A 25,842-nucleotide genomic window follows, 5' to 3' on the forward strand; every position below is an offset into this window, starting at 1 on the left:
CGGCACGTTCGATCCCGGTGGTGCGGTCGCCCTGGCACTTCACCGCCCGGGGCGGCCGCTTGTTACTCTTCCCGATCATGCGAGCCCTCTTCCCAGGATCCTTCGACCCGGTCACCCAAGGGCACCAGGACGTACTCCGGCGCGCTGCCCTCCTGTTCGACGAGGTCGTCGTGTGCGTGATGTTCAATTCGAACAAGACCGGCCGCCTCCCCGTGACGGAACGGCTGGACCGGCTGCGCGCGGCAGCAACCGACTTGAGCAACGTCACGGTCGACTCCCACACCGGCGGCCTGCTGGTCGACTACTGCCGCCGAGTCGGCATCGACGTCGTCATCCGCGGAGTCCGCGGCGTCACCGACCTGGACTACGAGATGCCGATGGCGCGCATGAACCATGAGCTGGCGGGAGTCGAGACGTTCTTCATGGCCGCCGACCCCGCCCTGGCCCATATCTCCTCCACCCTCGTCACCGCGATGAGCCGGCAGGAGCGTGCCCCGAAGGATGATCGAGCGGACTTCTCCCAGCAGGTGGGGCCGGCAGCGAGGCCGAGGAGGCAAGGTGGCCGCGGGGAAGGGACCCGTTCCGACGGGGGGTGAGGGTCACTTGACGGAACCGCCGGTGATGCCGGCAGCGATGTACTTCTGGGCGAGGACGAGGAGGACCGCCGCCGGTACCGCGGACAGGACGGACGCGGCCATCACCGAGCCCCAGTCGCCGACGTGCGCGCCGATGTACTGGTAGATGCCCAGCGTGACCGGCTTGACGTCGTCGGTGGTGTTCAGGGTCAGGGCGAACATGAAGTCGCTCCACGAGAAGAGGAACGCGAACAGGCCCGAGGTGATGAGCGCGTTGCGGCTCATCGGCAGCACCACCCGCACGAACGTCCGCACCGGTCCGGCACCGTCCATCTGCGCCGCCTCGATCACCTCGCCCGGGATCGACAGCATGAAGGACCGCATCAGCACGATGGAGAACGGGATGCCGAGCGAGGAGTCCGCCAGCATCAGCCCGAAGTAGGAGTTGACCAGACCGAGTTCGACGTACGAGTCGTACAGTGCGTTGGCGATGACGATGCCCGGGACCATCTGCGTGATCAGGGTGCCGAACACGATCGTCCGGGTGCCCCGTAGCCCGAACCGGGCCAGCCCGTACGCCGCCGGCGCGGAGACGGCCAGGCAGAGGACGACCGCGCCGAGCGAGACCGCCAGGGACGTCAGCAGGTGTCCGCCCTGATCGCCGAGGGCCTTGGAGAAGCCGGACAGGTCCAGGCGGCTCGGTATCGGATCGACCTGGAGCAGTCCCGAGGCGGGCTGGAGGGCGGTGTCGAGCATCCAGTACAGGGGGAACAGCATCACGCACAGGATGAGCACTCCGGCGAGGGTGGAACCCCAGCGGCGCCTGGATGTCGTGGGCGTACGAGTGGCCATGGACGTCACTTCCCCTCGCTGCGGCCGGCCCGCAGGTAGATCACCGCGAACACCGCGGAGACGAGAACGAGGACGTTGCCGACGACCGCGCCCGCCCCGAAGTCGAGTTGCACGAACGAGTTCTGGTAGGTCAGCGTGCCCAGGGTCTGGGTGGCGTCGGCCGGTCCGCCGTCGGTGAGCGCGAGGATCAGGTCGAGGATCTTCACCGTCGACATGAAGCCCAGGACCAGGACCACGGTGATCACCGGCCTGAGCATCGGCAGGGTGACGGAACGGAACGTCCGCCAGGCCGAGGCACCGTCCAGCGAGGCCGCCTCGTACAGCTCCGCGGGGATCTCCTGGAGACCGCCGTAGAGGATGACCATGTTGAACGGGACACCGATCCAGATGTTGACCAGGATCACCGACAGCAGCGCCAGGTGGGGGCTGGTCAGCCACGGGGTGTGGCCGCCGAGGCCGAGCACGTCCAGGAACGAGTTCAGTACGCCCGTGTCCTGGTCGAGGATCCGCCGCCACACGATGCCGGACACCACCATGGGCACCAGCCAGGGCAGCAGGATCAGTGATCGCAGGACGCCGTTGAGCGGGAACCTGCGGCTGAAGAACACCGCGAGCGCGAGACCGGCGCAGAACTGCCCGAGCAGCGATCCGGCGGTGAACAGGAGCGTATGCCACAGCGCCTTGCCGAAGAGGGCGTCGCGCAGGACGTGCGACCAGTTGTCGACGCCGTTGAAGGGGGCCTCGCCGGTGAAGAACGTCCGCGGCGTGTAGTGCTGGAAGCTCATCACGACGTTGCGGACGAGCGGGTAGCCGAAGAACAGCAGCATGAAGACGACCGCGGGGGCGACGAACCCCCACTGGGCCAGGCGGCGGCGCAGGCGCAGCCGTCCCGGATCGGGGGCGCCGGCCGCCCGGCTCGCCGTGGAAGGCGCCGGGACGGTGGCGGTGGACGTGGTCATGTGTGCGTGTACCTCAGTTCCCGCTCGTGGCCCGCTGCTGGGCGCGTGTCAGGGCGGCCTTGCTGGACTCGCCGGTCAGTGCGGACTGGAAGGCGCTCTGGAGGGCGAGCGACACGCCCGGCCAGCCGGCGCCCAGCTCCGCCGTGCGGGAACGGGCCGCGGCCACCTGATCGGCGAGGGCGTCCAGCTCGGGCACCCGCTCGCGCCACACGGCGGCGGCCTTCTCGGCGGCCGGCACCATCCAGCTGTTGAGCGCGTACGTCAGCTGCTCCTTCTCGCCGGACAGACAGGCGACGATCCGCCCGGCCATCCTCTCCCGCGCCCTGTCCCCGGTGTCCGGGACCGTGAGCACCGCACCGCCGAGGGGTCCCACCGACCTGTCCCCGGCCTTCGGCACGGGGATCCGCGCGATGCCCCAGTGCAGCGACTTGTCGGTGTTCAGCGCCTCCACCTGCCACGGGCCGTTAATCATCATAGCCGCGTTGCCCGCCATGAACTGGTCGTTGACGTCCGCCTGCGTCCAGCCGACCGTCGACCTCGACAGCGAACCGTCGTGCAGCAGGTCTTTCCAGAAGTCCAGTGCCTCGACGACCCGTGGCCCGTCGAGGTGTCTCTCGTCGCCGCCGTTGGACCACATGAACGGCGTGAACTGGAACACGCCGTCCTCGGCGCCGCCCGCGCTGAGCGCCAGGCCGTACCGCTTGCCGTGGGTCAGCCTCTTCGCCGTCGCACGCAGTTCGGCCCACGTGCCCGGGATCTTGAGGCCTGCCCTGGCCAGGGCGTCCTTGTCGTAGAACAGGGCGAGCGTGTTCACCGAGCGGGCCGCGCCGTAGTACGTGCCTTCGTAGGAGCCGAAGTCGACGATGCCCCGGGGGACGCCGTCGGTGCGCAGGCCCAGGGTCCTGAGGTCGGTCAGCCCGCCGGCCTCGGCGAACGTCGGCATCTCGGAGGCGTCGAACTGGACGATGTCGGGCAGCGACCTGGAGGACGCCATGCGCAGCGCCTTCGTCATCACCTGCGCGGCCGGGACGCTCTGCTGCTCGACGGTGACGCCGAGCCGACGGCCGCAGCGGGCCATCGCCTGGGCGTCCCAGCGGTGGTAGGTCTCGTCGGTCGAGGAGTTCATCACGGTGTAGACGTCGCTGTCGCGCTGCGAGCCGCATCCGGTCAGGGCCGCCCCGGCGACCAGGGCGCAGACGGCGGCGAGCGGCGGCACGGCCCTGCGGGAACGTCCGCGGCGCGCGGCAGCCGGAGTGGGTGCTGTCACGGTGGGTGCCCTTGCGTGGGAGAGGGGAGGACGGCCGTCAGCGGGCGTCGCGGAGGCGGCGACGGATTGTGTTGAAGCGCTTCGACATGTCGCGGCCCTTGCTGTCGTGTCGTCGGCGTCCTCGCCGGTGCTTTTGTTTGCTGCGATGACTAATACGTCAGAACCCTGCCGTCCCGCTAGTCCCGTGCATGGATCCATTTTCCCGGCCTCCTAGGTGACGCCGCCCGCGCGAATCCACATAAGACCAGTTCATGCAGGAAGTGAAAGGTGTCGCACGCCAACGGAGCCCGCCCGCCCTGTGTACGATCCCCACGCCGGGGCGACAGCCTCCGCAGTCCCCGCCGAACAGCCCTGCTCCCCCGAGGAAGACCATGAAGTTCACCAACGGGTTCTGGCGCGTCCGCGATGGCGTTCAGATCGACTACGCCACCGAGGTGCGCGACGTGCGCGTCGAATCGAAGCGCTTCACCGCCTATGCGGCCACGCAGAAGGTGACGCGCAGGGGGGACACGCTCAACGCGCCGCTCCTCACCGTCGACTGCTTCTCGCCCGCCGAGGGCGTCATCGGTGTGCGCGTCACCCACCACGCCGGCCGGACACGCCCGGGCCCCGACTTCGACCTCGCGTCCGGCGCCGGCGGCGCCGACCCGGGCGAGGTCCGGCAGGACGGCACCGTCACCGAGCTGACCAGCGGCCCGCTGACCCTGCGCCTGGACCGGGCCGCCCCCTGGGCCCTGACCTTCCACGACGCGGACGGACGGGAGCTGACCCGCGCCGGCCGCAAGGGCACCGCGTTCGCCACCACCGCCGACGGCGGCCACCACGTCCTCGCCCAGCTCGCGCTCGGGGTCGGTGAGCAGGTCTACGGCCTCGGCGAGCGGTTCACCCCGTTCGTCAAGAACGGCCAGAGCGTGGACATCTGGCAGGCCGACGGCGGCACCAGCAGCGAACAGGCCTACAAGAACATCCCGTTCTACCTGTCCTCACGCGGCTACGGCGTCTTCGTCAACCACCCCGGCAGGGTCTCCTTCGAGGTCGGCTCCGAGTCCGTCGGGCAGGTGCAGTTCAGCGTCGAGGACCAGACGGTGGAGTACCACATCGTCGCCGGTCCCACCCCGAAGGACGTCCTCACCCGCTACACCGCCCTCACGGGCCGCCCGGCCCTGCCGCCCGCCTGGTCCTTCGGCCTGTGGCTGACCACCTCCTTCACCACCGACTACGACGAGCAGACGGTGATGTCGTTCGTCGACGGCATGGCCGAGCGCGGCATCCCGCTGTCGGTCTTCCACTTCGACTGCTTCTGGATGCGCGAGTACCAGTGGTGCGACTTCGCGTGGGACCCCGAGGTCTTCCCCGACCCCGAGGGAATGCTCGCCCGGCTGAAGGCCAGGGGGCTGCGGGTCAGTGCCTGGATCAACCCGTACATCGCCCAGAAGTCCCCCCTGTTCGAGGAGGCCGCCGCGCTCGGCCACCTGGTACGCCGCCCCGACGGCGACGTGTGGCAGTGGGACCTGTGGCAGGCCGGCATGGGACTGGTCGACTTCACCAGCCCCGACGCCCGCGCCTGGTTCCGGTCGAAGCTGAAGCCGCTGCTGGACCAGGGCGTGGACTGCTTCAAGACCGACTTCGGCGAGCGCGTCCCGACCGACGTCGTCTGGCACGACGGCTCCGATCCGGAGCGGATGCACAACTACTACACCCACTTGTACAACCGGACCGTGTTCGAACTCCTAGAGAAGGAGCGCGGACAGGGTGAGGCCGTGCTCTTCGCCCGCTCCGCGACCGCCGGCGGCCAGCAGTACCCCGTGCACTGGGGCGGCGACTGCTGGGCGTCCTTCGAGGCCATGGCCGAGTCACTCAGAGGCGGTCTGTCCCTCTCCCTGAGCGGCTTCGGTTTCTGGAGCCACGACATCGGAGGCTTCGAGGGCACCCCCGACCCGGCGGTCTTCAAGCGCTGGCTGGCCTTCGGGCTGCTGTCCTCCCACAGCCGCCTGCACGGCTCGTCGTCGTACCGGGTGCCGTGGGAGTTCGGTGCGGAAGCCGTGGACGTCGCCCGGCGGTTCACGCAGCTCAAGCACCGCCTCATGCCCTATCTGTACGGTGCCGCCGCCGGGGCCCACCACACCGGCGTGCCCGTGATGCGGCCCATGGTCCTGGAGTTCCCGCACGATGCGGCATGCCGCCCGCTCGACCGCCAGTACATGCTCGGCGCGGACCTCCTGGTCGCCCCGGTGTTCACCGAGGACGGCCGGGTCGAGGTCTATCTCCCCGAGGGCACCTGGACCCACCTGCTCAGCGGCGAGCGGGTCACCGGCCCGGTCTGGCGCACCGAACGGCACGGCTACGACAGTCTGCCGCTCTATGTCCGCGAGGGCGCGGTCCTGCCGCTGGCCGCCGACGACCAGCGGCCCGACGGCGACTGGCTGGACAACCCCACGCTGCTCGTCCACCCGCCGGCCACCGCCGAGTACACCCACGAGGTCAGCGTCCCCGACCTGACCGGCGCGCCGGCCGCGCTGTTCCGCGTCCGGCGCGAGGACGGCCTCCTGCGCGTCACCGCTGAGGGCTCCGGCCGGCCTTTCACCGTGCGCGTCGCCGGTGGCGCACAGGGCGAGGGTACGGGCGAGGTCACCGTCGCGCTGCGGTGACCCGGCCGGCCCCGGGGGCCCACGGCGGCACCGACGGCGGCTCCCGCCACCCCGCCGTGGACGACCACCGGCGCCGGCGTCGGCTCGGGCCGACTCGTTCGGGCTACCGGCTACCGGCTACCGGGGCAGGGCGCAGGCCGCCGTACCGCCGGGCAGCCGGTGCCGGTTGTGGGCGACGAGGCGGTAGACGCCATGGGCGATCCAGCGGACCGGCGGGAACCGCAGCAGGGCGCCGGGAACGCGCCAGGCGCCGCCCGCGCTCGACAGCAGCCGGGCGACTGCCTGGGCACCCCCGTGCACGGTCCCGTCCGGGGTGACCCACAGCGCCTCGTACGCGGCTCGCCGAGGGGTGACGCCCAGTTCGTCCAGCGGTGCGCGCTGCTGGGCCACCACCTCGCAGCGAGGTTCGATCCACTTCTGGGCGAAGGACAGGGAGGCCGTGCAGAAGCCGCAGTCACCGTCGTAGACCAGTACAGGTAGCGTCCGCATGCACCCATGGTGCCGCACCCACCGATCCGGCTCCCCTGCGGCCACCGGTGAAGGGAGCCGGCCGGTTCGGGGGAGCTGCGCCGGTCCGGGGGAGGCCGTTGGCAGGGGGGAGCCCCCGGGTTCGGGGGAGCTGTCCCGGCGTCCGGTCCCGGACCGTACCGGTCGGAGAGGGTTCTTCCCGGTGTTCGAGAAGAACCCTCTCGGAACGCGACCGGATGGGCCGGCGGCGCTCCGTTCACGCGCGTGGCGCCGCTCCCTCGTCGACGGGCAGGCAGACGGACTCGTCCGGCGCCGGGGCGTCCGCGCCGGTGCCGGGCGCGGCGTGGTCCTGCCCGGCCGGGGCACGGGGGCCGGTGCGGTGCAGGGCCAGGTGGAGCGCCGGCATCAGGACGCAGGTGATCGCCGCGCTGTACCAGAGCAGCGCGTCCAGCCGGCCCGCCGCCAGGCAGGCGCCCGCGGCCACCGCGGCCGCCGCGCACACACCGCGGTCCACGATGCTCTCCACCGACAGCAGCGTGGCCCGCGGCGCGTCCACCGGGATGGCGTCGTTGACGAGCTTGCGCTGCACCGGATAGACGAACCCGGTGATCGCGGCGAACGCGCACAGCAGCGCGACGACGGTCCACGGGCCGCCCACGGCGGTGCCCGCCAGCACGCCGGCCAGGGCCACGCTCAGCAGGGACACCCAGCCGGCCGGCGGCAGCCGGCGGCTCAGCCATTGGGGACGGGCCGACGCCACGGCCTCGGCGACCGTCATCGCCGCGAGCACACTGCCGTGCGTGCTCTCCCCGATGCCGTGTTCCAGCAGCACCGGCTGGAACAGGTTGACCTGGCAGATCCGTGACAGCGTGAACACGGCGACGCCCTGCACCATGAGCAGCGCCAGCCACGGCGACGACCACAGGACACGCAGAGCGGCGCCCGTGTCACGCAGCGGTCCGCCGCCACGTCGGGCCCGGTCGCGCCGGCGGGTGTCCGTGCCGGGCGTGGCGAGCCGCGGCAGGGCGAGGGCGCAGCCGAGGGAACCGGCCGCGCACACCGCGCTGAGCACGTACGGGGTCTGCGGGGCCAGGGTCATCAGCGGCCCGACGAGCGGCCAGCACACCACCTTGGCGGCGAGCCCGAGGGCACGCGCGGTGCCCTCCGCCTTGAGATAGTGGCCCTCCGCCCGCTCGGCGCGCAGCCCGTCGTACAGATAGGCGCTCGCCGCGCCCGACGCCAGGGAACGCCCGGCCGCGATGGCGAGGAAGTGCGCGAGGAAACCGGTGTACGTGGGGGCCAGCACCGGCGCCAGATTCGCCGCCGTCATGACCACCGCTCCCGCGCGCAGGCAGTTGCGGGCGCCGATGCGGTCGGCGACGATCCCGGTCGGTATCTCGAACAGGCAGAAGGCGATGTAGTAGATGCTCTGGATGCCGAAGATCTGCCCGTCGGACAGGCCCGCGTCCCGCTGGTAGGCGTAGAACACGGGCATCCACCACAGCAGGTTGAACAGCAGCTGGAACCCGTTGTTGAGGCGGATGACGCGGCGCGCCGCCGGGGGCGGCGCCGGTACGGGTGGCGAGGACCGCAGGAGGGACATACGGCGCCTCACCGGGCGTAGGGGCGGACCTGGACCAGGTGGAAGGCCCCCTCCGCGGTCATGAGCCACTCGATGTCCAGGGCGCCGTCGGGATCGTCGTCGCTGAAGTGGGACTGCAGCAGACGCCCTGCGAGGGCGAGTTCGGCCAGTGAGGCGCGTGTCGCCACCGGGAGGTCCGCGCCCGACGAACCGATGTCGAGCGTACGCCCGCCGCCCTCGACGGTGTTGTAGAGGTACTGCTGTGGCAGGACCGTGCCGTCGACCACCTGCTCGGGCGAGCCGGGCGTGCAGTTCAGGTACACGTTGCGGAAGTCCTCGGGGCGGGTGGGATCACAGGTCACGAGCACGCCTCCCAGACCGGCGGGCACGTACTCCTGGACGATCACCCCCATGTAGGTGTCGTCCAGGGGGATGCCGACCTGGTGCCGCAGGCGCACGCTGCGCGGCGACAGCAGCGACGCCCACACCTGCCGTACGGCGTCCATGAGCTGGTCCGTGCCGTGCACGGTGGTCACCGAGTCGTAGATCCCGGCGGCCGAGAAACCGGGCAGGTCCTCGGCGTTGGAGGAGGAGCGCACGACCAGACGGCGTCCGTCGGCCGTGAGCCCCGCCACGGAGGCGGTGATCGCCCGCACCACCTCCTCGGGCATCGGTGTACTGCACGTCAGGTGCTGAAGGTGCAGGGACAGCGGGTCGATCACGTCGAGGGCTTCGAGTTCGAGCGCCATCTTCAGCTTGCCGATGCCCTGTTGGAGGGCGGGGGAGGAGGTGAGGAACAGATGGTGCAGCCGGAACGGCAACGCCACGCCCCGGGGGGCGCGGACCGTCCGCGCCACGCGCTCGGCCGCCGCGGCGCGCAGCCGCCGCGGTGACGCTCCCGGCTCGCCCAGCCGGGCGGCGAGGTGGCCGAGCAGATCGGGTCGTGGCGGGCGCGGGCGCGCGTAGAACGCCGTCAGGTCCGCCGTGCGGCTGTCCAGGACGTGGTGCAGTTCCCCGAGGTTGGCCGCCTTGGTGCCGTAACCGTCCCGGTCGGCGCACCGCAGCCGGTGCAGCTCCAGGATCGGCGCCTCCTCCAGCAGCGGTGTCTCGATGCGGATGCGCTGCTGGTGCCAGGCGGGCCGCTCCAGGGACGGTGCGTGGGGCAGCCGCTCCAGGGTGACGGCGTCCTGACGCACGCGGTAGCGCACCCAGGCGCCATCGAGACCGTCCTGCCGTACGACGGCGTCCAGGTCGCGGACGATCGCGTTCGGGATCCCCCAGCCCGCCGCGAGGACGTTGGTGTGCGACAACGGCGTCGTGGGGACCGTGTTGATGAACCCCGCGGTCCGGGGCACGTCGTCGGGCAGCCGGGGCATCGCCACGATGTCCGACCAGCCCAGCTCCCCGGCCGCGCTCTCGTACTCCGCCGTGGTGCGGAAGTAGCGCAACCGCCCTTCCGCCTCACCCGGGTTGAGGCAGGTTCGGGTACGGTTGCCGAACAGCTCGTGGCTGAGGACGCGCGGCACGCGCGTCTCCCCGACCGTGGCCAGCTCCTGCTCCTGACCGTGGTTGGCGGGCTTGAGCAGCAGCGGCAGGCGGCCGTCCACCCGTCCGCGCACGTAGTGGTAGAACTCCTCCAGCAAGGGCCCCGGCATCGTGTCCGCCTCGGTCGTCTCCAGCACGAGGAAGGGCCGCTCGGAGCCGTCGGCCTCCTCCTCGGTGTGCAGGGACACCACCCCGAGGAGGAACCGGCGTTCGGGGTCCATGTACACCGACGCGTTGAACGCGTCGAGTTCCGCGTCGAGTTCGTCCAGCGGCATGCCGAGGACACGGGTGGCGATGTAGTCGACGTGGAAGGGGTGCACCCGGGTGTCGAGCAGATGCCAGGTGTCCTCGGCACGGTCCACGACGACCTTGAGGTACGGGTGTCCGGCCAGTACCCCGGACAGCGCGCGGAACAGCGGCAGCGACAGGTTCGCGCCGATGACGGTACGGTCGCCGGCGGTGGCGTCGGGCACGGCCGCCCCGGCCGGTGCGTGCGTCATGCGCGGGCCTCCTCGGTGACGTCCGTGGGCAGGATCCGCGGCAGGGCGTCCACCACGGCGGCGAAGTCGCGCACGACGGTCTGCGGCCGGTCGGCCGACAGCAGGCACACGGCCGCCATGGTGTTGGCGCCGGCGGCGGGGTCGTAGACCGGCACGGGGGCGCCGTCGGGCAGGGCGCTCTCGGCGACGACGGACAGCGTGCTGCCCGCCCCGACCGGAGCCGAACGGACGACCGTCGCGGAGTCCCACAGATGGCGGCGGGTCCAGGGCGAACCGTCACCGTTCACGGCCAGCACCACCAGGGAACCGGCCGCGCCGACGGCGTCCTGCGGCGTCAGCGTCCGGGCCGGCCAGGCGGGGGAGCCGCCGAGCAGCTGATCGGTGAACATGCCGGCCAGGTCGAGACCGAAGACCTGCTCGATCTGCGGCACCGTCATCGCGCCACCGAACCGCGCCGCCGTCTCGATCACCCACATACGGCCGTCCGCGCCCAGCTTGATCTCCGTGTGCGTGCCGCAGTCCTCCAGGCCCAGCGCGTCCACGGCGCGCCCGGCCAGCTCCACGATCCTGTCCTGGGCCGCGCCCCCCAGCGCTGCCGGGGTGATACCGGCACGCTCGGTGAACGGTGCCACCGTCGGCATCCGGCCGCTCACGCAGACCGGACGGAACGCACCGCCGGCGACCACGCCCTCCACGCTGACGTAGTCGCCCCAGCCGGCACCGTCGAACCACTCCTCGGCGCATCCGCTGACGATCTCCTCGACGATGAAGTCCTCACCGGCCCCGGCCACATGCAGCTCCGCGAACCCGAGCAGCGCCGACTCCGCCATCACCGCCCGCGACCGCTGCCAGGCGTCCCGCACGTCCCCGGGCGTCTCGATGACCTGGTGAGCGGTCGAACCGGCGCTCCACGCGGCCTTCAACAGCAGCGGGAAGGACAACTCCGCCGCGGCGCGCTCCAGTTCCGCCACCGTCGTGACCGCGCGGAACCGGGGCTGCGGTATCCCCCGGCGCTCCCACGCCGCCCGCATCAGCCGCTTGTCCCGGGCGAGCGCGGCGGCGGGTCCGGCACCGCGCAGCCCGAGCCGCCGGGATGCCTCGGCGACCGCCACCACCGCGTACTCCGAGAAGGTGACGACCGCCTCCGCGCTCACCTCCCGGGCCCGGGCCGTGATGACCTCGACCAGGTCGCGCCCCTCCGGAGCGGTGTGCGTGACCACCGAGTCGCACAGGTCCGCGGCCCCTTCCGCCACCGTGGCGGGCAGTTCGCTGAGTGCCAGCAGGTGCACCGCGGACCTCGCGGCCACCCGCGCGAGGGCGTGCCCCACCGGGGGGCCGCCCTTGGCATGCACGTACAGCACCTTGCTCACCGATACCCAACTCCCTCGGTCGTCGCGAAGGCCCGGACGCGGGCCGCGCCCGGACGGGATACGGCGGCCGGCGGCACACCACCGGTGCGAAGCCCGCTGCCCGCCGTCCTTTCAAGCGAACCAGCCCCAACTGCCCCCCGGACTACGCAGCTAGGCGAATCGTTCAGGCAAATGCCGTACTGGGAACGCCGATTGCGGGCGTGTGAAGACAACGAGATGCGCTAGTGCCCGGCCGCTGCGCACGCGCGCGGCCTCCGCCCGGTCCGCATGTCTGCTCCGCCACGGGATACGCATGCTGTGTCACTCAACGTGATGTGGTGGACCATTGAAGGAGTTGGGCCGTGGACGAGGCCGATTTCAAGACGCTGCTCGCGCCCCTTCCGGTGTCCTGGTGGGAGGCCGACGACGGGCTGGGAGTGGTCGACAGCGGGGGTGGCGCTTTCGATGACGACGGGACCGTGCGCCGCTTCCTCGAAGCCCTCCGCGCCGGCCGCGGCGGGCCGTCCGGCACCCCCGACGCGCCCTACCAGATGCGCTTCGAGGGCCGTACCTTCCACGTCAACTGGCCGTCCCGTCACGACGGGGCCGGCACCGGCGGCGGCAGGGGGGCGGCCGTCGCGGTGAGCGGCCGGCCGGAGGACAACCCGTACGCCGCGTTCGCCGACCTCACCCCGGCCGCGGCCTTCGTGCGCGACGCCACAGGCCGCTACCTGTGGGCCAACCACGCCTACGCCCACCTGTACCGCACGACGCGCGACGCCGTGATCGGCCGCCACCTCGCCGAGATCGACGAACCCGACGACGTCACCCGGTTCCTCGCCCTGGACCGGGCAGTACTGACCGAGGGCCGGCCCTTACGGCACACCCTCACCTACCGGCGCCCCGACGGAACGGCCGGGCAGGCCGCCGGGTACCGCTTCCCCGTCCGCTGGGGCGGCCACCGCTGTGTGGCGGGCATCTACGTCGACGTCACCGACTACACCCGGGCGCTGTCCCAGCGGCGCCGGGCCGAGGAGGACCTGAGAGCCCTGCGCGACCACAGCGGCCTCCTCTGCGTCCGCCTGTCCACCGACGGACTGGTGGGGGAGGCCGGCACCGCGGTCGCCGAACTCCTGCGCGTGCGCCTCTCCGACCTCATAGGCATGCCGGCCGACACCCTGCTGGCGAGGACACCCGAACGCACCGCGGTGCACCGGATCTGGCACGACCTCGTCGGCGGCCGGCGCAGAAGCGCCCGGACCTCCGCGGTACTGGTCGACGGCGACAGCCGGCAGCGCCGGGTGCGGGTCCACCTGAACGCCGTGCGCCACGCCGCGGAACGCGTGCCCAGTGTCTGGGCCGTCATCACCCACGTCGGCCTGCGCCACGAGGCACAACCGTCACTGACGGCCAGCCAGGTACGCATCCTCGCCCTGCTGGCCGCCGGGCACAGCAACGCGGACATCGCGGGAACGCTGCACCTCTCCCGGCAGACGGTCGACTACCACCTGAGCCGGCTGCGCGACCTGCTGGACGCCCCCACCCGCCCCGCCCTGGTCGCCCGCGCCTACGTGCTCGGCATCCTCTCCCCCCAGGCCTGGCCGCCGCGCTCCGCCACGGCGGCCCATCCACTGAGTCCGGTGTGAGCAGGCCCGTGCCGGGCGTCGCGGATCGAGACCGCGACCGCGACCGCGCGCCGCTCGGCCGGTGACCGGGCGGGGGCCTGCGCAGCCGCCCGCGTCGGCAGCGCTCTCGATCTGCGCGCCTGCGCGACCGCCACGGAACCGATGCCACCACCCGCCGACACCGTGGCGGCAGTTGCTCGGCGCGGCGGCCCGCTCGGTGGCGGCCGCGCCGGGGGCCGGCGGCAAGCACAGCCACCGTCGCCCTTCGCGGCGTTCGGCCGGGCCCCCGGGGGTACTGCTGCCGGGGCCTGCGCCGCACACCCCCGGGTCCGCTTCGCCATCGGCACCTCCGGCTCGGTGAGCGACGCCGAACCGGGCGGCGCGCTGCTGGACGTGGCGGCGAGCGCGCGGGCGGTGGGCGGGCGGCGCGGCCCGGTCTCGGTGATCCCCTGCGACGCGGCGGCCTGCCGCGCCGGGGGACATCGAACTGATCGGCGGCGGGGGGACGGACCTGCGCTCCGGCTCCGCCCTGCCACGCCCGGGCGCTGCGCTCCCGGCCACGCCCGTACGCGATCGTCCCCCTGACGGACGGTCAGACGCCGTGGTCTTCCCGGCAGCCGTCCTGCCGCACCGTCGTCGGCCTGTTCCACCTCCCCGGTGGTGCCGTGGACGAGGAGAACGCCGAGGACGCCCCGGACACCCCGCCACCGTGGGCGCGCGTCGTCACCACCGGCTGAGCGGCGCGGTGGGGTGAGGGGAGGGCGCCGGGCGCGGCCGCCCGCCGGGCCCCTACTCGACGGCCGGGTCCTCCTGGCCCTGCCGGACGGCCTTCTGCACGGCCTGTTCCAGCTCGTGCTCGTCGGCCCCCGTGGCCTCGGCGCGCCGGGCGACGGCCGCCCGCGCCGCCTCGGACGCCGCCCGCCAGCGACGCCACTGCGCCTCGTACTCGTCACCGGTGAGGCCGGCGAGCGCGGCCCGTTCCTCCTGGGCGCATCGTTCCAGCCTGATCAGCTCATCGGGGACGTCTGCCACGGGAACAGATGCTAGTCGCGCGCGTGACGCACCGGCCGGCGGACTCACCGCCCGATCGGGTAGACCTGCGGTCGTTCCCCGCCCCCGGCCGGTGCGGCCCGGCTCGGGGGGAGTGAGACACGGCCCGCCGGGCATGCGATTCTGCGGGCTCGTCCGGCGAAGCCCGCACCCATCCGTGCCCCCGGCCCTACGGAGTACCTGCGTGATCCTCGACGGCATACCGGCAGCTCCCGCCCGTGGCACCGCGTCCGACGCGGCTGCCCGCAAGCAGCGACTGCGCCGCCGTCTGGAGCGGCTGATCGGCATCGCCGCCACCGAGGGCAACGAACTGCTTCCCCTGCGCAACGGCGACGAGATCTTCCCCGCGATGCTCGGGGCGATCCGGTCGGCCCGGCACACGATCGACATGATGACGTTCGTGTACTGGCGTGGCCAGATCGCCCGTGACTTCGCGACCGCCCTCGCCGAGCGCGCCCGCGAGGGGATACGGGTGCGCCTGCTGCTCGACGGCTTCGGCGCCAAGGAGATCGAGCGGGACCTGCTCGACCTCATGGACGCGGCGGGTGTGCAGGTGGCCTGGTTCCGCAGGCCCGTCTGGCTGTCGCCGTTCAAGCAGAACCACCGCTGTCACCGCAAGGCCCTGATCGTCGACGAGGACACCGCGTTCACCGGCGGTGTCGGCATCGCGGAGGAGTGGTGCGGCGACGCCCGCGGGCCGGGCGAGTGGCGTGACACCCACGTCCAGGTGCGTGGTCCGGCCGTGGACGGCATCGCGGCCGCGTTCGCGCAGAACTGGGCCGAGTGCCACGACGAACTCTTCGACGACCGCGACCGCTTCACCGAGCACCGACAGGCCGGCTCGTCGGTCGTGCAGGTCGTGCGCGGCTCGGCGAGCATCGGCTGGCAGGACATGCAGACCCTCATCCGGGTCATGCTCACCTCTGCCGAGGAGCGCTTCCGCCTCGCCACCGCCTACTTCGCCCCCGACACGTACTTCATCGACCTCCTGTGCCAGACAGCCCGGCGCGGCGTGCGCGTGGAGATCCTGCTCCCCGGCCCGCACACCGACCAGCGCGCCTGCCAGCTCGCCGGCCAGCACCACTACACCCGCCTCCTCCAGGCGGGCGTGCACATCCGGCAGTACCAGCCGACCATGATGCACGCCAAGATCATCACGGTGGACTCGGTCGCCGCCCTGATCGGTTCCACGAACTTCAACCGCAGGTCCATGGACCACGACGAAGAGGTCATGCTCGCCGTCCTGGACGAGACGTTCACCGCCGAACTCGACCGGGACTACGACGAGGACCTGCGGCGGAGCGTGGCCATCGACCTCGCCCGGTGGAGACGGCGCGCGCTCCTCCAGCGCGCCAAGGAGGCAGCCGTCACCCCGGTCCGCCGCTTCCTGTGACCTCCCGACCGGGCCCCCGGCCTGGTCGGGGCTGCCGGGCGGAGCCGGTCCCGCCTCTTGCCCGGGTACGGACGGGCAGATACGAAGAAGTTTCCCTCAGGCAATGGTTGTCGCCCGGGAATGAGCTGTTCCGGTCACCTCAGCTCTTACGATGGCCCCGCCGGCGGTGCTTGCCCGGCGGCTCGTCGGGTAACCGCGTCAGGATGAGGGTGGTATCCGTATGGGCAGGCTATTACTGAAAGCGATGTGTTCGTGACTCGTCTCACTGGCTCGGGGGACGACCGGCCGGGCGGACCGGGGGACGACGACCCTTTGTCCGTCGCGCTGGAGATCACCGATGCCGCGGACGGTCTGGCGAACCTGTGGTCGGTGGCCGCCCAGGGGGCGAGCCTTCGGCTGTCGCCCCATCAGCTGAGGGCCCTTCGGATCCTGGAGTCACAGCCGGGGCTCAATCTCACCGCTCTGGCCGAGGGGATGGAGATAGGGCTGCCGACCGCCAGCCGGCTGTGCGACCGGCTGGAGGCAGCCGGTCTCCTCGAACGTCTGCTGCATCCGCAGAGGCGGCGGGAGGTGCGGCTGGTCCTCACCGGACCCGGCCGGCACGTCCTCGACGAGGTGGCCGCGCGCAGGTCCCAGGCGCTCGCCGCCGTCCTCGCGGCCATGACGCCCGGCGAACGGGACGCGCTGAGCCGGGGGATGCGGGCGTTCATGGCCGCTCAGGCCGGCCCAGGCCGGGGGACCGAGGGTCCCGAACCCTGAAGCGCCGCGCGCCGGAGCGCCGCTCGGCGTCAGGCGGGCGGGCCGTGCCAGTCGAGGCAGACCACGGCGGCGTCGGACATCAGTTCCTTGCTGCCGTGGTGCTCGATCAGCCCGGCGACGACCGCGCGGGCCGTCTCGTGCGGTGGTGCGGAACGGGTGGCGCCGAGGATCAGGCGCAGGGCCTGTTCGCCGAAGAGGTCGCCGGCCGTCGACCGCGTCCCGTGCACACCGCTGCTGACCACGAGGAGCCGGTCGCCGGGCTCGACCTGAAAGGCCTGCTCCTCGTAGACCGTCTCCTCGAACATCCCCAGCGGCATCTGGGCCTCCAGCTCGATCCGCTCGGTATGGCCGTCGCGCTGGCGGAACAGCTGGGGCGAGCCGGCGTCCACCGCACGTGCCGCGCCGGTGGCCAGGTCGAACGCCAGCAGCAGGGTGGAGGCGTACATCTTGCCGCCGTGCTGGGCGTAGACGGCCTGGTCGGCGAGGGACGCCTGGTCGGCCAGGCCGATGCCGGCGCGGCGGGCGTTGCGCAGCGCGCCCACGGCGAGGCTGGTGAGCAGGGAGGCGTCGATGCCCTGCCCCATGCCGTCGGTGACGGTGAGGACCAGGCGGTCGGCGGTGGTGGACCAGTCGAAGTTGTCCCCGCCGATCGCGTAGGCGGGTTCCAGGTGGGCGCCGATGACGTACTCGTCGCGGGAGCAGCCCCGGCCGGGCAGGAGCTGCCACTGCATCTCCGCGGCCAGGGTGAGACGGCGGGTGCGACGGGCCTGGAGATAGAGGTCGGTGTCGCGGCCGGCGGTGGTGACCTCATGCCCCAGTGCCGTGGCGAATCCACCGAGCTGGAGCACGGTGTCCGGGCCGGCGGCCCCCGCCGGCAGGCGCACGGAGAGCACGCCCAGACGGTCGCCGCGCACCGTGATGGGCAGATGCACCAGATGGCCGGCCGGCTCCCGGAGGACCTCGATCACCGGGTTCTGGGTGAGGAAGGCGCTGCCGGCGGGACCGTCGTGGGCGGAGACGGGGGTACCCGTGTGCGGCAGGTGGGACACCGGTTGCAGAACCGACAGGCCGTAGTCGGCGAGCAGGAGGGTCACCTCCTGCGCTCCGACACCCTCGGCGAGGATGCGGCGGGCCGTGGCGACCAGGGCGTGTGGCGCGGCCGCGCGCAGGAGCGCCTCCGCCGACGGGAGCGGTTCAGAAGCTTTCACACCATCCACCCTCTCGCCTCGTGTCCTCCACGCTACCCCGAGAACGTTCGCCTCCAGGACGCCGGGTGGGCGACGGGCGCCGGTCCGCCCCCTCCCGCCCGGACGGTGACACGGTGTGGCACATCAGCACGCAGACGTCGTCGTCGCGTTCGGAGTCGTGCAGCAGGGGCTTGAGCAGCGCGTCGGCCGCGGCGTCCGGATCCTGTTCCAGCTCGGCGGTGCTCAGCGTGCCCAGCGCACGGCCGAGCCGCTCGATGCCGGGGTCGATGCCCTGCGCCCGGCGTTCGACCAGGCCGTCGGTGTACAGCACCAGGGACGAACCGGCGGGCAGATCCGCCCGGTGGTCCGCGTACGCGTAGGGCACGGGGATGCCCAGCATCACACCGGGCTTGGCGTTCAGCACGCGCACGGTGCCGTCGGCGTCGCGCACCACGGCGGGTGGGTGACCGGCCGACGCCCAGACCACCTCCGGTTCACCCGGCCGGAAACGGGCGATCATGGCGGTGGCGTACAGCTCCGGTTGCAGGTGCCGGAGCATGCGGTGCAGGTGCGTGAGGATGTCGCCGGGGCTGTCGTTCTCGACGGCGTACGCCCGTAGCGCCGTGCGCAGCTGGCCCATGACCACGGCGGCGTGCAGACCGTGCCCGGTGACGTCGCCTATGACGGCCAGCAGGCTGCCGTCCGGCTGGAGGAAGGCGTCGTACCAGTCGCCGCCGATGTTCAGACCACGGGTGGCGGGGAGGTAGCGCGCGGCCAGGAGCAGACCGGACACGGTGGGCAGGTCGGTCAGCTGAGCGTGTTGCAGGGTTTCGGCGGTGTCGCGGTACTGCTCGTAGCGGCGCGCGTTGTCCAGGGCGACACCGACCCGGCGGGCGAGTTCGACCAGCATCACCGTGGTGTCCGCGTCGAAGCGCGGCCCGGGCGCGGTGAGGGTGAGGACCCCCAGCTGACGGTGCGCCACCAGGGGGATGGCGAGCACCGGGCGCTGCGGAAACGGTGCGGACGGCGGGAGGTCCTCGGTGCCGGGCAGCCTCCCGGGGTGGGCGGCGGCGTGGTGGGGACGGCCGGTACGGGCGGCGGCGACCGCGGCGTCCGGCCGCTCCCGCAGGTGGTGCGCGTCCGTGCCGTACTCCTGCTGCTCCCCGTCCTCCTCGTCGAAGAGCCACACGTCGAGGTGCTCCCCGTACTCCGGGACCAGCATGTCGGAGAGACGGCGCAGGATGGCCGTACGGCTCAGCGACGCCGTGATGGCGGCGCTGGCGTCCCCGAGGAAGGTCAGCAGCCGCCGGGCCCGCTCGGCCTCGGCGCGCGCGGTCCGCTCGGCCTCGAGGAGTTCGCGCTGGGCCAGCGCCGCGGCCTCCAGGTCGGAGTGCAGCGCCAGGACGCCCTGGTTGGTCTGGTGCAGCTCCTCCAGGTGCAGCCGGACGAGGCGTTCCTGTTCGTCCAGGACCTCCAGGACGGCCCCGGTGTTCTCGTCGGCGCGCAGCAGGGCCTCGGGCAGGGTCGTGTCGTCGGCCGGGCCGTCCGGTGCGGGCCGGTGCGGCAGGGAGCAGACGAGGGCCGGCTCGTCGTCCGGGCCCGGCACCGGTGAGCCGGCCCGCCGCAGCGAGACCTCGAGCCGGCCTGCCCGGCCGGCCGTGCCCTGCCGGGCGTGGAGCGCGAGTTCCCACGTGCCGCCCTGGCCGAGGCAGCGGCGCAGCCGTGCCGTCAGCGACGTCAGCAGGCGGGCGCGGTCCAGCGCCGGCGCGCCGCCGTCCGTGGCGACGCGGTCGACGGCCACGCGGGCCCGGGCCGCGTCGCCGACGGACGCGATCTTCCAGACATCAGGGGTTGCGGTCATGGACGTCCGTCCGGAGGGTCGGGGGTCAGTACGGCCACACTGCTGGCGTCGCGCGGGAGGCGTACGGCGCCGCCGGCGTCCCACGGGACACGGCGCGCCGCCGGCACGTGCGGGAGGCCCGGCACGTGTGGAAGGCCCGGCACGTCCCGGAGCCCCGGTCCGTGGGCGGGCGAGGCGATCCGCACGCACGGTGCGCCGTCCGCGAGGGGGCCGGGCGGGCCGGCCGCGCGCACGCCGGTGTGACCACCGTTCGCGTGCCCGACGAGGCCGGACGCCGGCTCGGTGGCGACCGGCGCCACGACCGCCACGGCCCACGCCTTCATGACGCACCTGTACGGGGTGAGGGCAGGCCGGGAGCCCAGTCGGTGATGGTGACGGCGGTGCCCCGGCCCGGGCCGGTGTCGAGGGCGAACTCCCGGACGAGCCGCCGGGCCCCGCCCAGACCGAGGCCCAGGCCGTCGTTGGTGGTGTACCCGTCGGTCATGGCCCGTTCGACGTCCCGGATCCCGGGGCCGGAATCGACGAAGGAGAGCCGCAGTCCCCGGCGGGCCCCGTCCCCGAGCGGCGTCATCTCCATGTGTCCGCCGCCCCCGTGGACGAGGGTGTTCCGGGCCAGTTCACTGGCCGCGGTCACCAGCTTCGTCTGCTGGACCAGCCGGAAACCGAGGTCGGCAGCGGCCTGACGCACCCGCTGGCGCACCCGGGAGAGATCCGCCTCCGAATCGATGGGCACGCGCGCGGTCGGGGAGAGGGGATCATGCATCACGCACCCTCTTCCGGGCGTGTGCCCGCGGTCCGCGTGACCGGCAGGCGCGCGCTTCCCGCGATCTCGGCGAAGACGCGGCCGGGGAAGGAGTCGACCATCTCCACACCGGAGACGTCGATCACGACACCGCCCACCGGCGCCGGTCCGGAGTCGATGCGACGGACGATGGCGGACCGCAGTCGTTCGGCCGCCTCGTCGTGCAGCTCTCCTTGCAGGGTGACCAGCAGGACGTCTCCCAGCGCCGGTACCGGCACCGGTCGGGGGGCGGGCGAGCGGGTCACCGCGGGATCGCTCCCGCGGCCGGTGCCGGAGAGACGACGATGCCCTGCCGGCCGAGCGCGTACGCCAGCGCGTCGGCGAGGCCGGCCCGCGTGATGATCGATCCCAGGTCGATACCGAGCTGGACGATGGTCTGCGCGATGGCGGGACGGATACCGGAGACGACGCACTCCGCGCCCATCAGACGGGCCGCGGCGACCGTCCGCATCAGGTGCTGCGCCACGAGCGAGTCGACGGTCGGCACACCGGTGATGTCGAGGATCGCGAACCGGGCCCTCTGGTCCACGATCGCTTCGAGCAGGCTCTCCATCACGATCTGGCTGCGGGCGCTGTCCAGGGTCCCGATCAGTGGTACGGCGACGACACCGTCCCACAGCCGGATGACCGGAGTGGCCACCTCCAGCAGCTGATGGCGCTGCCGGGCGATCAGGTCCTCGCCCGCGCTGACCGCCGTCTCCATGACCACCAGACGCAGCGTGCCCATGAGGACCGTCAGCGCGAGCCGGCATGCGTGCGCCTGCTCCTCACCGGGATCCGCGAACTCGGCGTCCAGCAGCGCGGCCACAGGTTCGCGCAGGCCGGCGACCTCACCGGCGATCTGCGACGGGCTGGACCCGGCCCGGGCCCGGGAGGCGGACATCCGGCCGAGCTGCTCCCTCACGGTGCTGAAACCGGAGGCCTCGATGTCCTCCAGCCGCCCGGTGCGGGCCACCTCGGCCAGGGCGTCCACCACCGCCCCGCACGCCTCGACCGCCTCGCCGCGGGAGACCATGAAGACGGTACGGAACAGGGTGGCGTCCGCCCACCGCTGGGCGATCTGCTCGCGGCGCCGTGCCAGGAAGCCGCCCAGCCGTTGCGCCACCTCGGAGGCCGTGTCGTGCTCCGCCACCTGCATCGTCTCCCTGTTGTGGGCTCCTGCGGCCGGCCGAACGACGAGCCATCGACAATTATTGCTTTATGGCAAACATTAGCGTGAGCGCTGGAGGGGAACAACACGGGATCGTCACAACCGCGCGCGCCCGGTCACCCGTCGGCCGACCTCCCGTGCCGGTCCAGGCAGACGCTCACGGCGTCGTCCTCCGGTACCGCCTCGCCCCGGTGGCCGGCCGGCTCCCGCAGGATGGCGCGCGGCACCTCGGCCGCGGGCGGCAGCCTGGTGGACCGGATCGGCCCCCGCCAGGGTCGAGAGCAGCAGGACCGACAACCAGCAGTGTCCGCGGTAGCGGGCGCAGACGGCCTCGTCGGCGATCGGGATGCCGGCCCGGCGGGCGTTGCGAAGGGCGCCGATAGGGGCAGCAGGGACGCCTCTATGCCTCGCCGGTCGAGGTACGGGCCGCGGCGCACCGGGCCGAGGTTGTGAAGGGGCTGCGACGGTCGCCCCTGATCATCTGTGGCGGGCGCGTGTGCCTAGTACGCTGACAGGCGCCCCAGTGCCTGCGAGAGTGTGACCGTGACTGCCTTCCGCCGCCGTCCAGAGCCCGATGAGGTCGCGCGTGTGACCACCACGGCCGTCGAGCTGCTGGAAGTCGTGTGGGGTCGCGCCTCCACCGCGCCCACCTCCGCGTCCCAGTTGCGCGTGCTGCACATCCTGGAACACCACGACGGCATCAACCTGCGCACCCTCGCCGAGTCTCTCGCGTCCACCCCGCCGTCCACCAGCCGCCTGTGCGACCGGCTGGTGGCCGCAGGGTTCGTGGAGCGGGTGGTGAGCGCGCAGGACAGGCGTGAGGTGCGGTTGCATCTCAGCGGCCGGGGCCGCGCGTTCCTCGTCGACCTGCGTGGCCGCAGGGAGAGGGAGCTGCGCACGGTGCTGGCGGACATGCCCGCGGCCAAGCGGACCGCGCTCCTGGAGGGGCTGGAAGCGTTCTGCGCCACCGCGGCGACGCAGATTCTGACCGACGACGTCCCGGACTCCGGCAGCCGGACCGCCTGAACCATCGGCGACCCCGCCACCACCGCGGTCGCCGCCGCGCCCCCAAGACGCATCCCGAAGACCCATCCCGAGGACGCATCCCGAGGACGCGCCCCGTGCCGCGCCGGGCCTGCTTCGTCCCGGCGGTCCTGGCAGTGCCCGGGAGATGCTGCTGGCGAACACCGCTGCCCACGTGACCGGGCAAGGAGACTGCCGACAACAGGGCGGCCCCCGGTCAGCGCGCCTCCGCCCCGGCCACCGCTCTCGTTGCTGGGGCCGGATGACGGCCCCACGCAGCCGTCGTGCTTGTCCTTGAACATCTCGTACGCCCGCGGCGCCTCGTCCAGCGGCACGCCATGGGTCGCCGGATGGGACGTGCTCAGCTCCCCGGCCGCCATCCGGTCGAGAAGCATCGGGAGGTATCGCTGACCGTGCTGCTGGGCGCCGCGTACAGTCAGGCCCTTGTTGATGACCGCGCCGAGTGGAAACCCGTCGACCGCGCCCGCGAAGACGCCGAGCACGAAGACTGTGCCGCCCTTGCGGCAGGCGTGGATGTCCTCCCGGACCGCGGTGGGGCGGTCCGCCTGGAGCCGCAGATGCTGCTTCACCTGGTCGCAGGCGTGCACCAGGGTGTCGCTGTGCGCTTCCATGCCGACCGCCTCGATGCACACGTCCGGGCCCCGGTCGCCGGCCCGCTCGCGCAGCTCCGCGCCGACGTCGGTGGCCGTGTAGTCGATGACCTCGCTGCCGATGTGCGCCCCCAGGGAAGTTGTTGTGGCGGGTCAGGCGGCGGCCCGCCGGGGGAGGGACGTCAGACCCGGGCCAGGCGCCGGTGCGGCTCGCTGGGAAGCTCCACTCGGATCGTGTCGCCCGGACGCACCGCGCCGCCCTCCCTCACGACGCTCATGATCCCGGCCTTGAGCACGGGGCGCCCGGCTTCGTCGCGGCCGACGACCCGCTTCAGCAGTCCGGCCTGGAAGCGGTCGATCTGCCGGCACGGGTTGCGCAGGCCGGTCACCTCCAGCACCGCCTCGTCGCCGATGCGCAGCAGCGTGCCGACCGGCAGGCCCAGCAGATCGATGCCGCTGGTGGTGATGTTCTCGCCCAGGTCACCGGGTGCCACCCGGAATCCCTCCGCACCGACCTCGGCGAACAACTCCTCATGGATGAGGTGCACCTGACGGAGGTTCGGCTGGGTGGGATCCTGGGCGACCCGGGAACGGTGCTTGACCGTCACCCCGGCATGCACGTCGCCCTCCACACCGAGCCCGGCGAGCAGCGTGATGCTGTCCCGGTTCGGCTTGGTGAACGAGTACGCGCCGTTGCTGCTGACCGCCGTCACTGTCCCGCTCATCCTCGGATCCCCCTCCTCGGCGACAATGCTCAGCCACGACTCTAACGCCGGTCGCAGGCCCCGCACCGCAGTCGAGCGGCATGCCCGGATACCACCGCCCGGCGCGAGCGTGACGGGAGGCGTTCCCCTCCATTCCCCCACGCGTGACCGAAAAGCCCTCGCTCCCGGCCCGGACCCTGCTCACCACCCCGCTCAGCGAACCGCCGACGCGTACGCGGCTCCCCGTCCCGGCCTCGACAGGCGCAGCCCGGTACCTACGGCACCAGGCGCGCCATCACGGCTGCGGGGAGCGACGGGTCGGCGGCTGCCGCCTGCACCACTCGCCGGTCGTCGTCGGCGAGCAGCCCGATGATGACCCGCGGCGGCAGCGCCGGATGGCCGGCGGTTGTGGGCCGTGCCCGCCCGTCCGCCGGAGTGGCGAGCAGCGCCGGGCCGGTCGCGCGGGGATGCCGGGCGACCTCGCGCAGGGCCTTCGGGACCGGTGGCACCCGTCGGGCCAGGTCCTCCAGCAGCGCGGCCGGTGCGTCCGTTCGCCGCCACGCCGGTGACCCCGCACCCGATGTGCGTGCCGACCTCGCGGAGAACCCGGCGATCGGCGACACGCTGATGCGTGCGCTGGCTGCCGACCGTGGCCACGACGTCCGGCGCGGACTCGCCCACCATCCGCGCGTGCCGCTCGATGTCCTCTCCCGCCTGGCCGCCACCGTCAGGATCGGGCCGACCCTGCTGCCGTGCATCGCCGCCGCCGCTCCGGCCGAGGGCGCGGAGCTGTCCGGGGCGCGGGTCCGGCGGCAAGTCGCACATGGCCCGGCCGGCGACCGGGCCTGCCCGACGGGCCGGTGGAGATCCCTGGCGCACCCCGCCGGGGGTTCCCCCGCCCGGGGGAGGTCGCGCCGCCTCCGCGTGCGGACCGGCTGCGGCGTCCATAGCCTGAGGGTGCTCGGGGCGTCTGCGGAAGGACAGCCATGCCCCGAACGATCTGGTCCGGCGCGATCTCCTTCGGTCTGGTCACGGTGCCGATCAACGTGGTCAGCGCCACCGAGGACCACAGCATCCGGTTCCACCAGTACCACCTGCCCGACCAGGGCCGGGTCCGCTACCGCAAGGTGTGCGAGCTGGAGGACCGCGAGGTCGCCCAGGAGGAGATCGGCAAGGGGTACGAGCTGACCAAGACCATGGTCATTCCCATCACCGACGAGGACCTGAGCAATCTGCCGCTGCCGACCGCGAAGGCGATCGAGATCGACGCGTTCGTGCCGCTCGACTCGGTGGATCCGATCCGGATCGCCGAGGGCTACTACCTCCAGCCGGCCGGCCAGGTCGCGGCCAAGCCGTACAAGCTGCTCGTCAAGGCACTCAGCCGTTCGGCCAAGGTCGCCGTGGCGAAGTACGCCTGGTCCGGTCGGGAACGGCTGGGACTGCTGCGAGTACGCGACGACGTCCTGGTCCTGCACGCCATGCGCTGGCCCGACGAGATCCGCGAGCCCGCCGAGCTGCTGCCGCCACCGGTGGAGGTCTCCGAGGGCGAGATCGAGGGCGCGCTCGCCCTCATGGACACCATGACCGTCGACAAGCTCGAAGGGGAGGAGTTCCAGGACCGTTACACCGAGGCCATCGCGCGGATCATCGAGGCCAAACGCGAGGACAGACCGCTGCCGGAAGCACCGGCGCCGGAGCAGCCGGCCCAGGTCCTCGACCTGATGGCGGCGTTGCAAGAGTCGGTGGAGAAGGCCAAGGCGTCCCGCGCGGGGGACGCCGGCCCGGCCGACGTGCACGAGCTTGCGACGCCGAAGAAGAAGCCGGCCGCGAAGAAGCAGCCGGCCAAGAAGGCGGCGGCCAAGAAGACCGCGGCCAGGAAGACGACCGGACGCCGGCCGAGAAGTGCGTGACCGTATGAGCACCCGTGAGCCG

General features: G+C 72.6%; 23 protein-coding genes and 1 pseudogene. 7 read left to right on the forward strand and 17 right to left on the reverse strand.

Annotation, left to right across the window (positions count from 1 at the left end):
- The first annotated feature begins 77 nt into the window (after positions 1 to 77).
- Positions 78 to 596: a pantetheine-phosphate adenylyltransferase gene (gene coaD, locus ACGFT1_RS17785; RefSeq protein ID WP_373909904.1), complete on the forward strand. Its 519-nt coding sequence runs from the start codon at positions 78 to 80 to the stop codon at positions 594 to 596.
- Between the two features lie 3 nt (positions 597 to 599).
- Here coaD and ACGFT1_RS17790 read toward each other — a convergent pair whose 3' ends face one another.
- From ACGFT1_RS17790 to ACGFT1_RS17800, 3 genes are read right to left on the reverse strand one after another with little or no spacing between them, the layout of a single operon-like run.
- Positions 600 to 1,427, reverse strand: coding sequence for a carbohydrate ABC transporter permease (locus ACGFT1_RS17790; RefSeq protein WP_373909905.1), 828 nt, complete (start codon positions 1,425 to 1,427; stop codon positions 600 to 602).
- A gap of 5 nt (positions 1,428 to 1,432) precedes the next feature.
- Positions 1,433 to 2,386 (reverse strand): carbohydrate ABC transporter permease, encoded by a 954-nt coding sequence (locus tag ACGFT1_RS17795; protein ID WP_373909906.1) that lies wholly within the window; start codon positions 2,384 to 2,386, stop codon positions 1,433 to 1,435.
- Between the two features lie 13 nt (positions 2,387 to 2,399).
- The gene (locus tag ACGFT1_RS17800) at positions 2,400 to 3,653 is read right to left on the reverse strand and encodes a sugar ABC transporter substrate-binding protein (RefSeq protein ID WP_373909907.1); all 1,254 of its coding nucleotides are present in this window, start codon (positions 3,651 to 3,653) and stop codon (positions 2,400 to 2,402) included.
- A gap of 371 nt (positions 3,654 to 4,024) precedes the next feature.
- Between ACGFT1_RS17800 and yicI the strand changes: the two genes are divergently transcribed.
- Entirely contained in the window at positions 4,025 to 6,301 is a 2,277-nt protein-coding gene (gene yicI / locus ACGFT1_RS17805) for an alpha-xylosidase (RefSeq protein WP_373909908.1), read from the forward strand.
- A gap of 117 nt (positions 6,302 to 6,418) precedes the next feature.
- Here yicI and ACGFT1_RS17810 read toward each other — a convergent pair whose 3' ends face one another.
- From ACGFT1_RS17810 to ACGFT1_RS17825, 4 genes are all read right to left on the reverse strand, one after another.
- A complete protein-coding gene (locus tag ACGFT1_RS17810) occupies positions 6,419 to 6,790 on the reverse strand; it encodes a thiol-disulfide oxidoreductase DCC family protein (RefSeq protein WP_373909909.1) in 372 nt (123 codons plus the stop codon).
- Positions 6,791 to 7,025: 235 nt separating this feature from the next.
- The gene (locus ACGFT1_RS17815) at positions 7,026 to 8,372 is read right to left on the reverse strand and encodes an MFS transporter (RefSeq protein WP_373909910.1); all 1,347 of its coding nucleotides are present in this window, start codon (positions 8,370 to 8,372) and stop codon (positions 7,026 to 7,028) included.
- A gap of 8 nt (positions 8,373 to 8,380) precedes the next feature.
- A complete protein-coding gene (locus tag ACGFT1_RS17820) occupies positions 8,381 to 10,396 on the reverse strand; it encodes a PEP/pyruvate-binding domain-containing protein (RefSeq protein ID WP_373909911.1) in 2,016 nt (671 codons plus the stop codon).
- Positions 10,393 to 11,766, reverse strand: coding sequence for an acetyl-CoA carboxylase biotin carboxylase subunit family protein (locus ACGFT1_RS17825; protein ID WP_373909912.1), 1,374 nt, complete (start codon positions 11,764 to 11,766; stop codon positions 10,393 to 10,395). The genes ACGFT1_RS17820 and ACGFT1_RS17825 overlap by 4 nt, the downstream gene beginning before the upstream one ends.
- 341 nt (positions 11,767 to 12,107) lie before the next feature.
- Here ACGFT1_RS17825 and ACGFT1_RS17830 point away from each other — a divergent pair, with 341 nt between their 5' ends.
- A complete protein-coding gene (locus ACGFT1_RS17830) occupies positions 12,108 to 13,391 on the forward strand; it encodes a PAS domain-containing protein (protein ID WP_373909913.1) in 1,284 nt (427 codons plus the stop codon).
- A gap of 768 nt (positions 13,392 to 14,159) precedes the next feature.
- Here ACGFT1_RS17830 and ACGFT1_RS17835 read toward each other — a convergent pair.
- On the reverse strand, positions 14,160 to 14,402 hold the full coding sequence (locus tag ACGFT1_RS17835) for a hypothetical protein (RefSeq protein ID WP_373909914.1): 243 nt from the start codon (positions 14,400 to 14,402) through the stop codon (positions 14,160 to 14,162).
- A 202-nt stretch (positions 14,403 to 14,604) separates the two neighbouring features.
- Here ACGFT1_RS17835 and ACGFT1_RS17840 point away from each other — a divergent pair, with 202 nt between their 5' ends.
- Positions 14,605 to 15,813 (forward strand): phosphatidylserine/phosphatidylglycerophosphate/cardiolipin synthase family protein, encoded by a 1,209-nt coding sequence (locus tag ACGFT1_RS17840; RefSeq protein ID WP_373909915.1) that lies wholly within the window; start codon positions 14,605 to 14,607, stop codon positions 15,811 to 15,813.
- A 252-nt stretch (positions 15,814 to 16,065) separates the two neighbouring features.
- On the forward strand, positions 16,066 to 16,572 hold the full coding sequence (locus ACGFT1_RS17845) for a MarR family winged helix-turn-helix transcriptional regulator (protein ID WP_373909916.1): 507 nt from the start codon (positions 16,066 to 16,068) through the stop codon (positions 16,570 to 16,572).
- Between the two features lie 29 nt (positions 16,573 to 16,601).
- On the opposite strand, the gene ACGFT1_RS17850 is transcribed toward ACGFT1_RS17845, so the two are convergent.
- From ACGFT1_RS17850 to ACGFT1_RS17880, 7 genes and pseudogenes are all read right to left on the reverse strand, one after another.
- On the reverse strand, positions 16,602 to 17,789 hold the full coding sequence (locus tag ACGFT1_RS17850; RefSeq protein ID WP_373909917.1) for a PP2C family protein-serine/threonine phosphatase: 1,188 nt from the start codon (positions 17,787 to 17,789) through the stop codon (positions 16,602 to 16,604).
- Positions 17,767 to 19,620 carry a PP2C family protein-serine/threonine phosphatase gene (locus ACGFT1_RS17855; protein ID WP_373909918.1) on the reverse strand — a complete coding sequence of 618 codons (1,854 nt, stop codon included), beginning with the start codon at positions 19,618 to 19,620 and terminating at the stop codon, positions 17,767 to 17,769. The genes ACGFT1_RS17850 and ACGFT1_RS17855 overlap by 23 nt, the downstream gene beginning before the upstream one ends.
- Positions 19,617 to 19,943, reverse strand: a complete 327-nt coding sequence (locus tag ACGFT1_RS17860; RefSeq protein WP_373909919.1) for a hypothetical protein — start codon at positions 19,941 to 19,943, stop codon at positions 19,617 to 19,619. The genes ACGFT1_RS17855 and ACGFT1_RS17860 overlap by 4 nt, the downstream gene beginning before the upstream one ends.
- Positions 19,940 to 20,383 carry an anti-sigma regulatory factor gene (locus ACGFT1_RS17865; protein WP_373909920.1) on the reverse strand — a complete coding sequence of 148 codons (444 nt, stop codon included), beginning with the start codon at positions 20,381 to 20,383 and terminating at the stop codon, positions 19,940 to 19,942. The genes ACGFT1_RS17860 and ACGFT1_RS17865 overlap by 4 nt, the downstream gene beginning before the upstream one ends.
- Positions 20,383 to 20,667, reverse strand: coding sequence for an STAS domain-containing protein (locus tag ACGFT1_RS17870; RefSeq protein WP_373909921.1), 285 nt, complete (start codon positions 20,665 to 20,667; stop codon positions 20,383 to 20,385). Before ACGFT1_RS17870 ends, ACGFT1_RS17865 begins: the two co-directional genes overlap by 1 nt.
- Complete coding sequence (locus tag ACGFT1_RS17875) at positions 20,664 to 21,560, reverse strand: STAS domain-containing protein (protein WP_373909922.1); 897 nt, start codon at positions 21,558 to 21,560, stop codon at positions 20,664 to 20,666. Before ACGFT1_RS17875 ends, ACGFT1_RS17870 begins: the two co-directional genes overlap by 4 nt.
- Before the next feature lie 128 nt (positions 21,561 to 21,688).
- Positions 21,689 to 21,953: pseudogene (locus ACGFT1_RS17880) on the reverse strand (hypothetical protein); the annotation flags it as partial.
- Between the two features lie 207 nt (positions 21,954 to 22,160).
- On the opposite strand from ACGFT1_RS17880, the gene ACGFT1_RS17885 reads away from it, so the two are divergent.
- A complete protein-coding gene (locus tag ACGFT1_RS17885) occupies positions 22,161 to 22,598 on the forward strand; it encodes a MarR family winged helix-turn-helix transcriptional regulator (protein ID WP_373909923.1) in 438 nt (145 codons plus the stop codon).
- Positions 22,599 to 23,388: 790 nt separating this feature from the next.
- On the opposite strand, the gene ACGFT1_RS17890 is transcribed toward ACGFT1_RS17885, so the two are convergent.
- A complete protein-coding gene (locus ACGFT1_RS17890) occupies positions 23,389 to 23,931 on the reverse strand; it encodes an MOSC domain-containing protein (RefSeq protein WP_373909924.1) in 543 nt (180 codons plus the stop codon).
- A gap of 254 nt (positions 23,932 to 24,185) precedes the next feature.
- A complete protein-coding gene (locus tag ACGFT1_RS17895; RefSeq protein ID WP_373909925.1) occupies positions 24,186 to 24,419 on the reverse strand; it encodes a hypothetical protein in 234 nt (77 codons plus the stop codon).
- 477 nt (positions 24,420 to 24,896) lie between these two features.
- Between ACGFT1_RS17895 and ACGFT1_RS17900 the strand changes: the two genes are divergently transcribed.
- Positions 24,897 to 25,820 carry a Ku protein gene (locus tag ACGFT1_RS17900; protein ID WP_373909926.1) on the forward strand — a complete coding sequence of 308 codons (924 nt, stop codon included), beginning with the start codon at positions 24,897 to 24,899 and terminating at the stop codon, positions 25,818 to 25,820.
- Positions 25,821 to 25,842: the final 22 nt, after the last annotated feature.

The organism is Streptomyces sp. Y20, assembly GCF_043195475.1.
Lineage (GTDB): Bacteria > Actinomycetota > Actinomycetes > Streptomycetales > Streptomycetaceae > Streptomyces.

What these genes read in the sequence shown, in the direction of transcription:
- coaD (WP_373909904.1), top strand. Translation starts at nt 78, where the DNA reads ATGCGAGCCCTCTTCCCAGGATCCTTCGACCCGGTCACCCAAGGGCAC.
- ACGFT1_RS17875 (WP_373909922.1), bottom strand. Translation starts at nt 21,560, where the DNA reads ATGCAGGTGGCGGAGCACGACACGGCCTCCGAGGTGGCGCAACGGCTG.
- ACGFT1_RS17810 (WP_373909909.1), bottom strand. Translation starts at nt 6,790, where the DNA reads ATGCGGACGCTACCTGTACTGGTCTACGACGGTGACTGCGGCTTCTGC.
- ACGFT1_RS17900 (WP_373909926.1), top strand. Translation starts at nt 24,897, where the DNA reads ATGCCCCGAACGATCTGGTCCGGCGCGATCTCCTTCGGTCTGGTCACG.
- ACGFT1_RS17820 (WP_373909911.1), bottom strand. Translation starts at nt 10,396, where the DNA reads ATGACGCACGCACCGGCCGGGGCGGCCGTGCCCGACGCCACCGCCGGC.
- ACGFT1_RS17855 (WP_373909918.1), bottom strand. Translation starts at nt 19,620, where the DNA reads ATGACCGCAACCCCTGATGTCTGGAAGATCGCGTCCGTCGGCGACGCG.
- ACGFT1_RS17890 (WP_373909924.1), bottom strand. Translation starts at nt 23,931, where the DNA reads ATGAGCGGGACAGTGACGGCGGTCAGCAGCAACGGCGCGTACTCGTTC.
- ACGFT1_RS17790 (WP_373909905.1), bottom strand. Translation starts at nt 1,427, where the DNA reads ATGGCCACTCGTACGCCCACGACATCCAGGCGCCGCTGGGGTTCCACC.
- ACGFT1_RS17860 (WP_373909919.1), bottom strand. Translation starts at nt 19,943, where the DNA reads ATGAAGGCGTGGGCCGTGGCGGTCGTGGCGCCGGTCGCCACCGAGCCG.
- yicI (WP_373909908.1), top strand. Translation starts at nt 4,025, where the DNA reads ATGAAGTTCACCAACGGGTTCTGGCGCGTCCGCGATGGCGTTCAGATC.
- ACGFT1_RS17865 (WP_373909920.1), bottom strand. Translation starts at nt 20,383, where the DNA reads ATGCATGATCCCCTCTCCCCGACCGCGCGCGTGCCCATCGATTCGGAG.
- ACGFT1_RS17815 (WP_373909910.1), bottom strand. Translation starts at nt 8,372, where the DNA reads ATGTCCCTCCTGCGGTCCTCGCCACCCGTACCGGCGCCGCCCCCGGCG.
- ACGFT1_RS17795 (WP_373909906.1), bottom strand. Translation starts at nt 2,386, where the DNA reads ATGACCACGTCCACCGCCACCGTCCCGGCGCCTTCCACGGCGAGCCGG.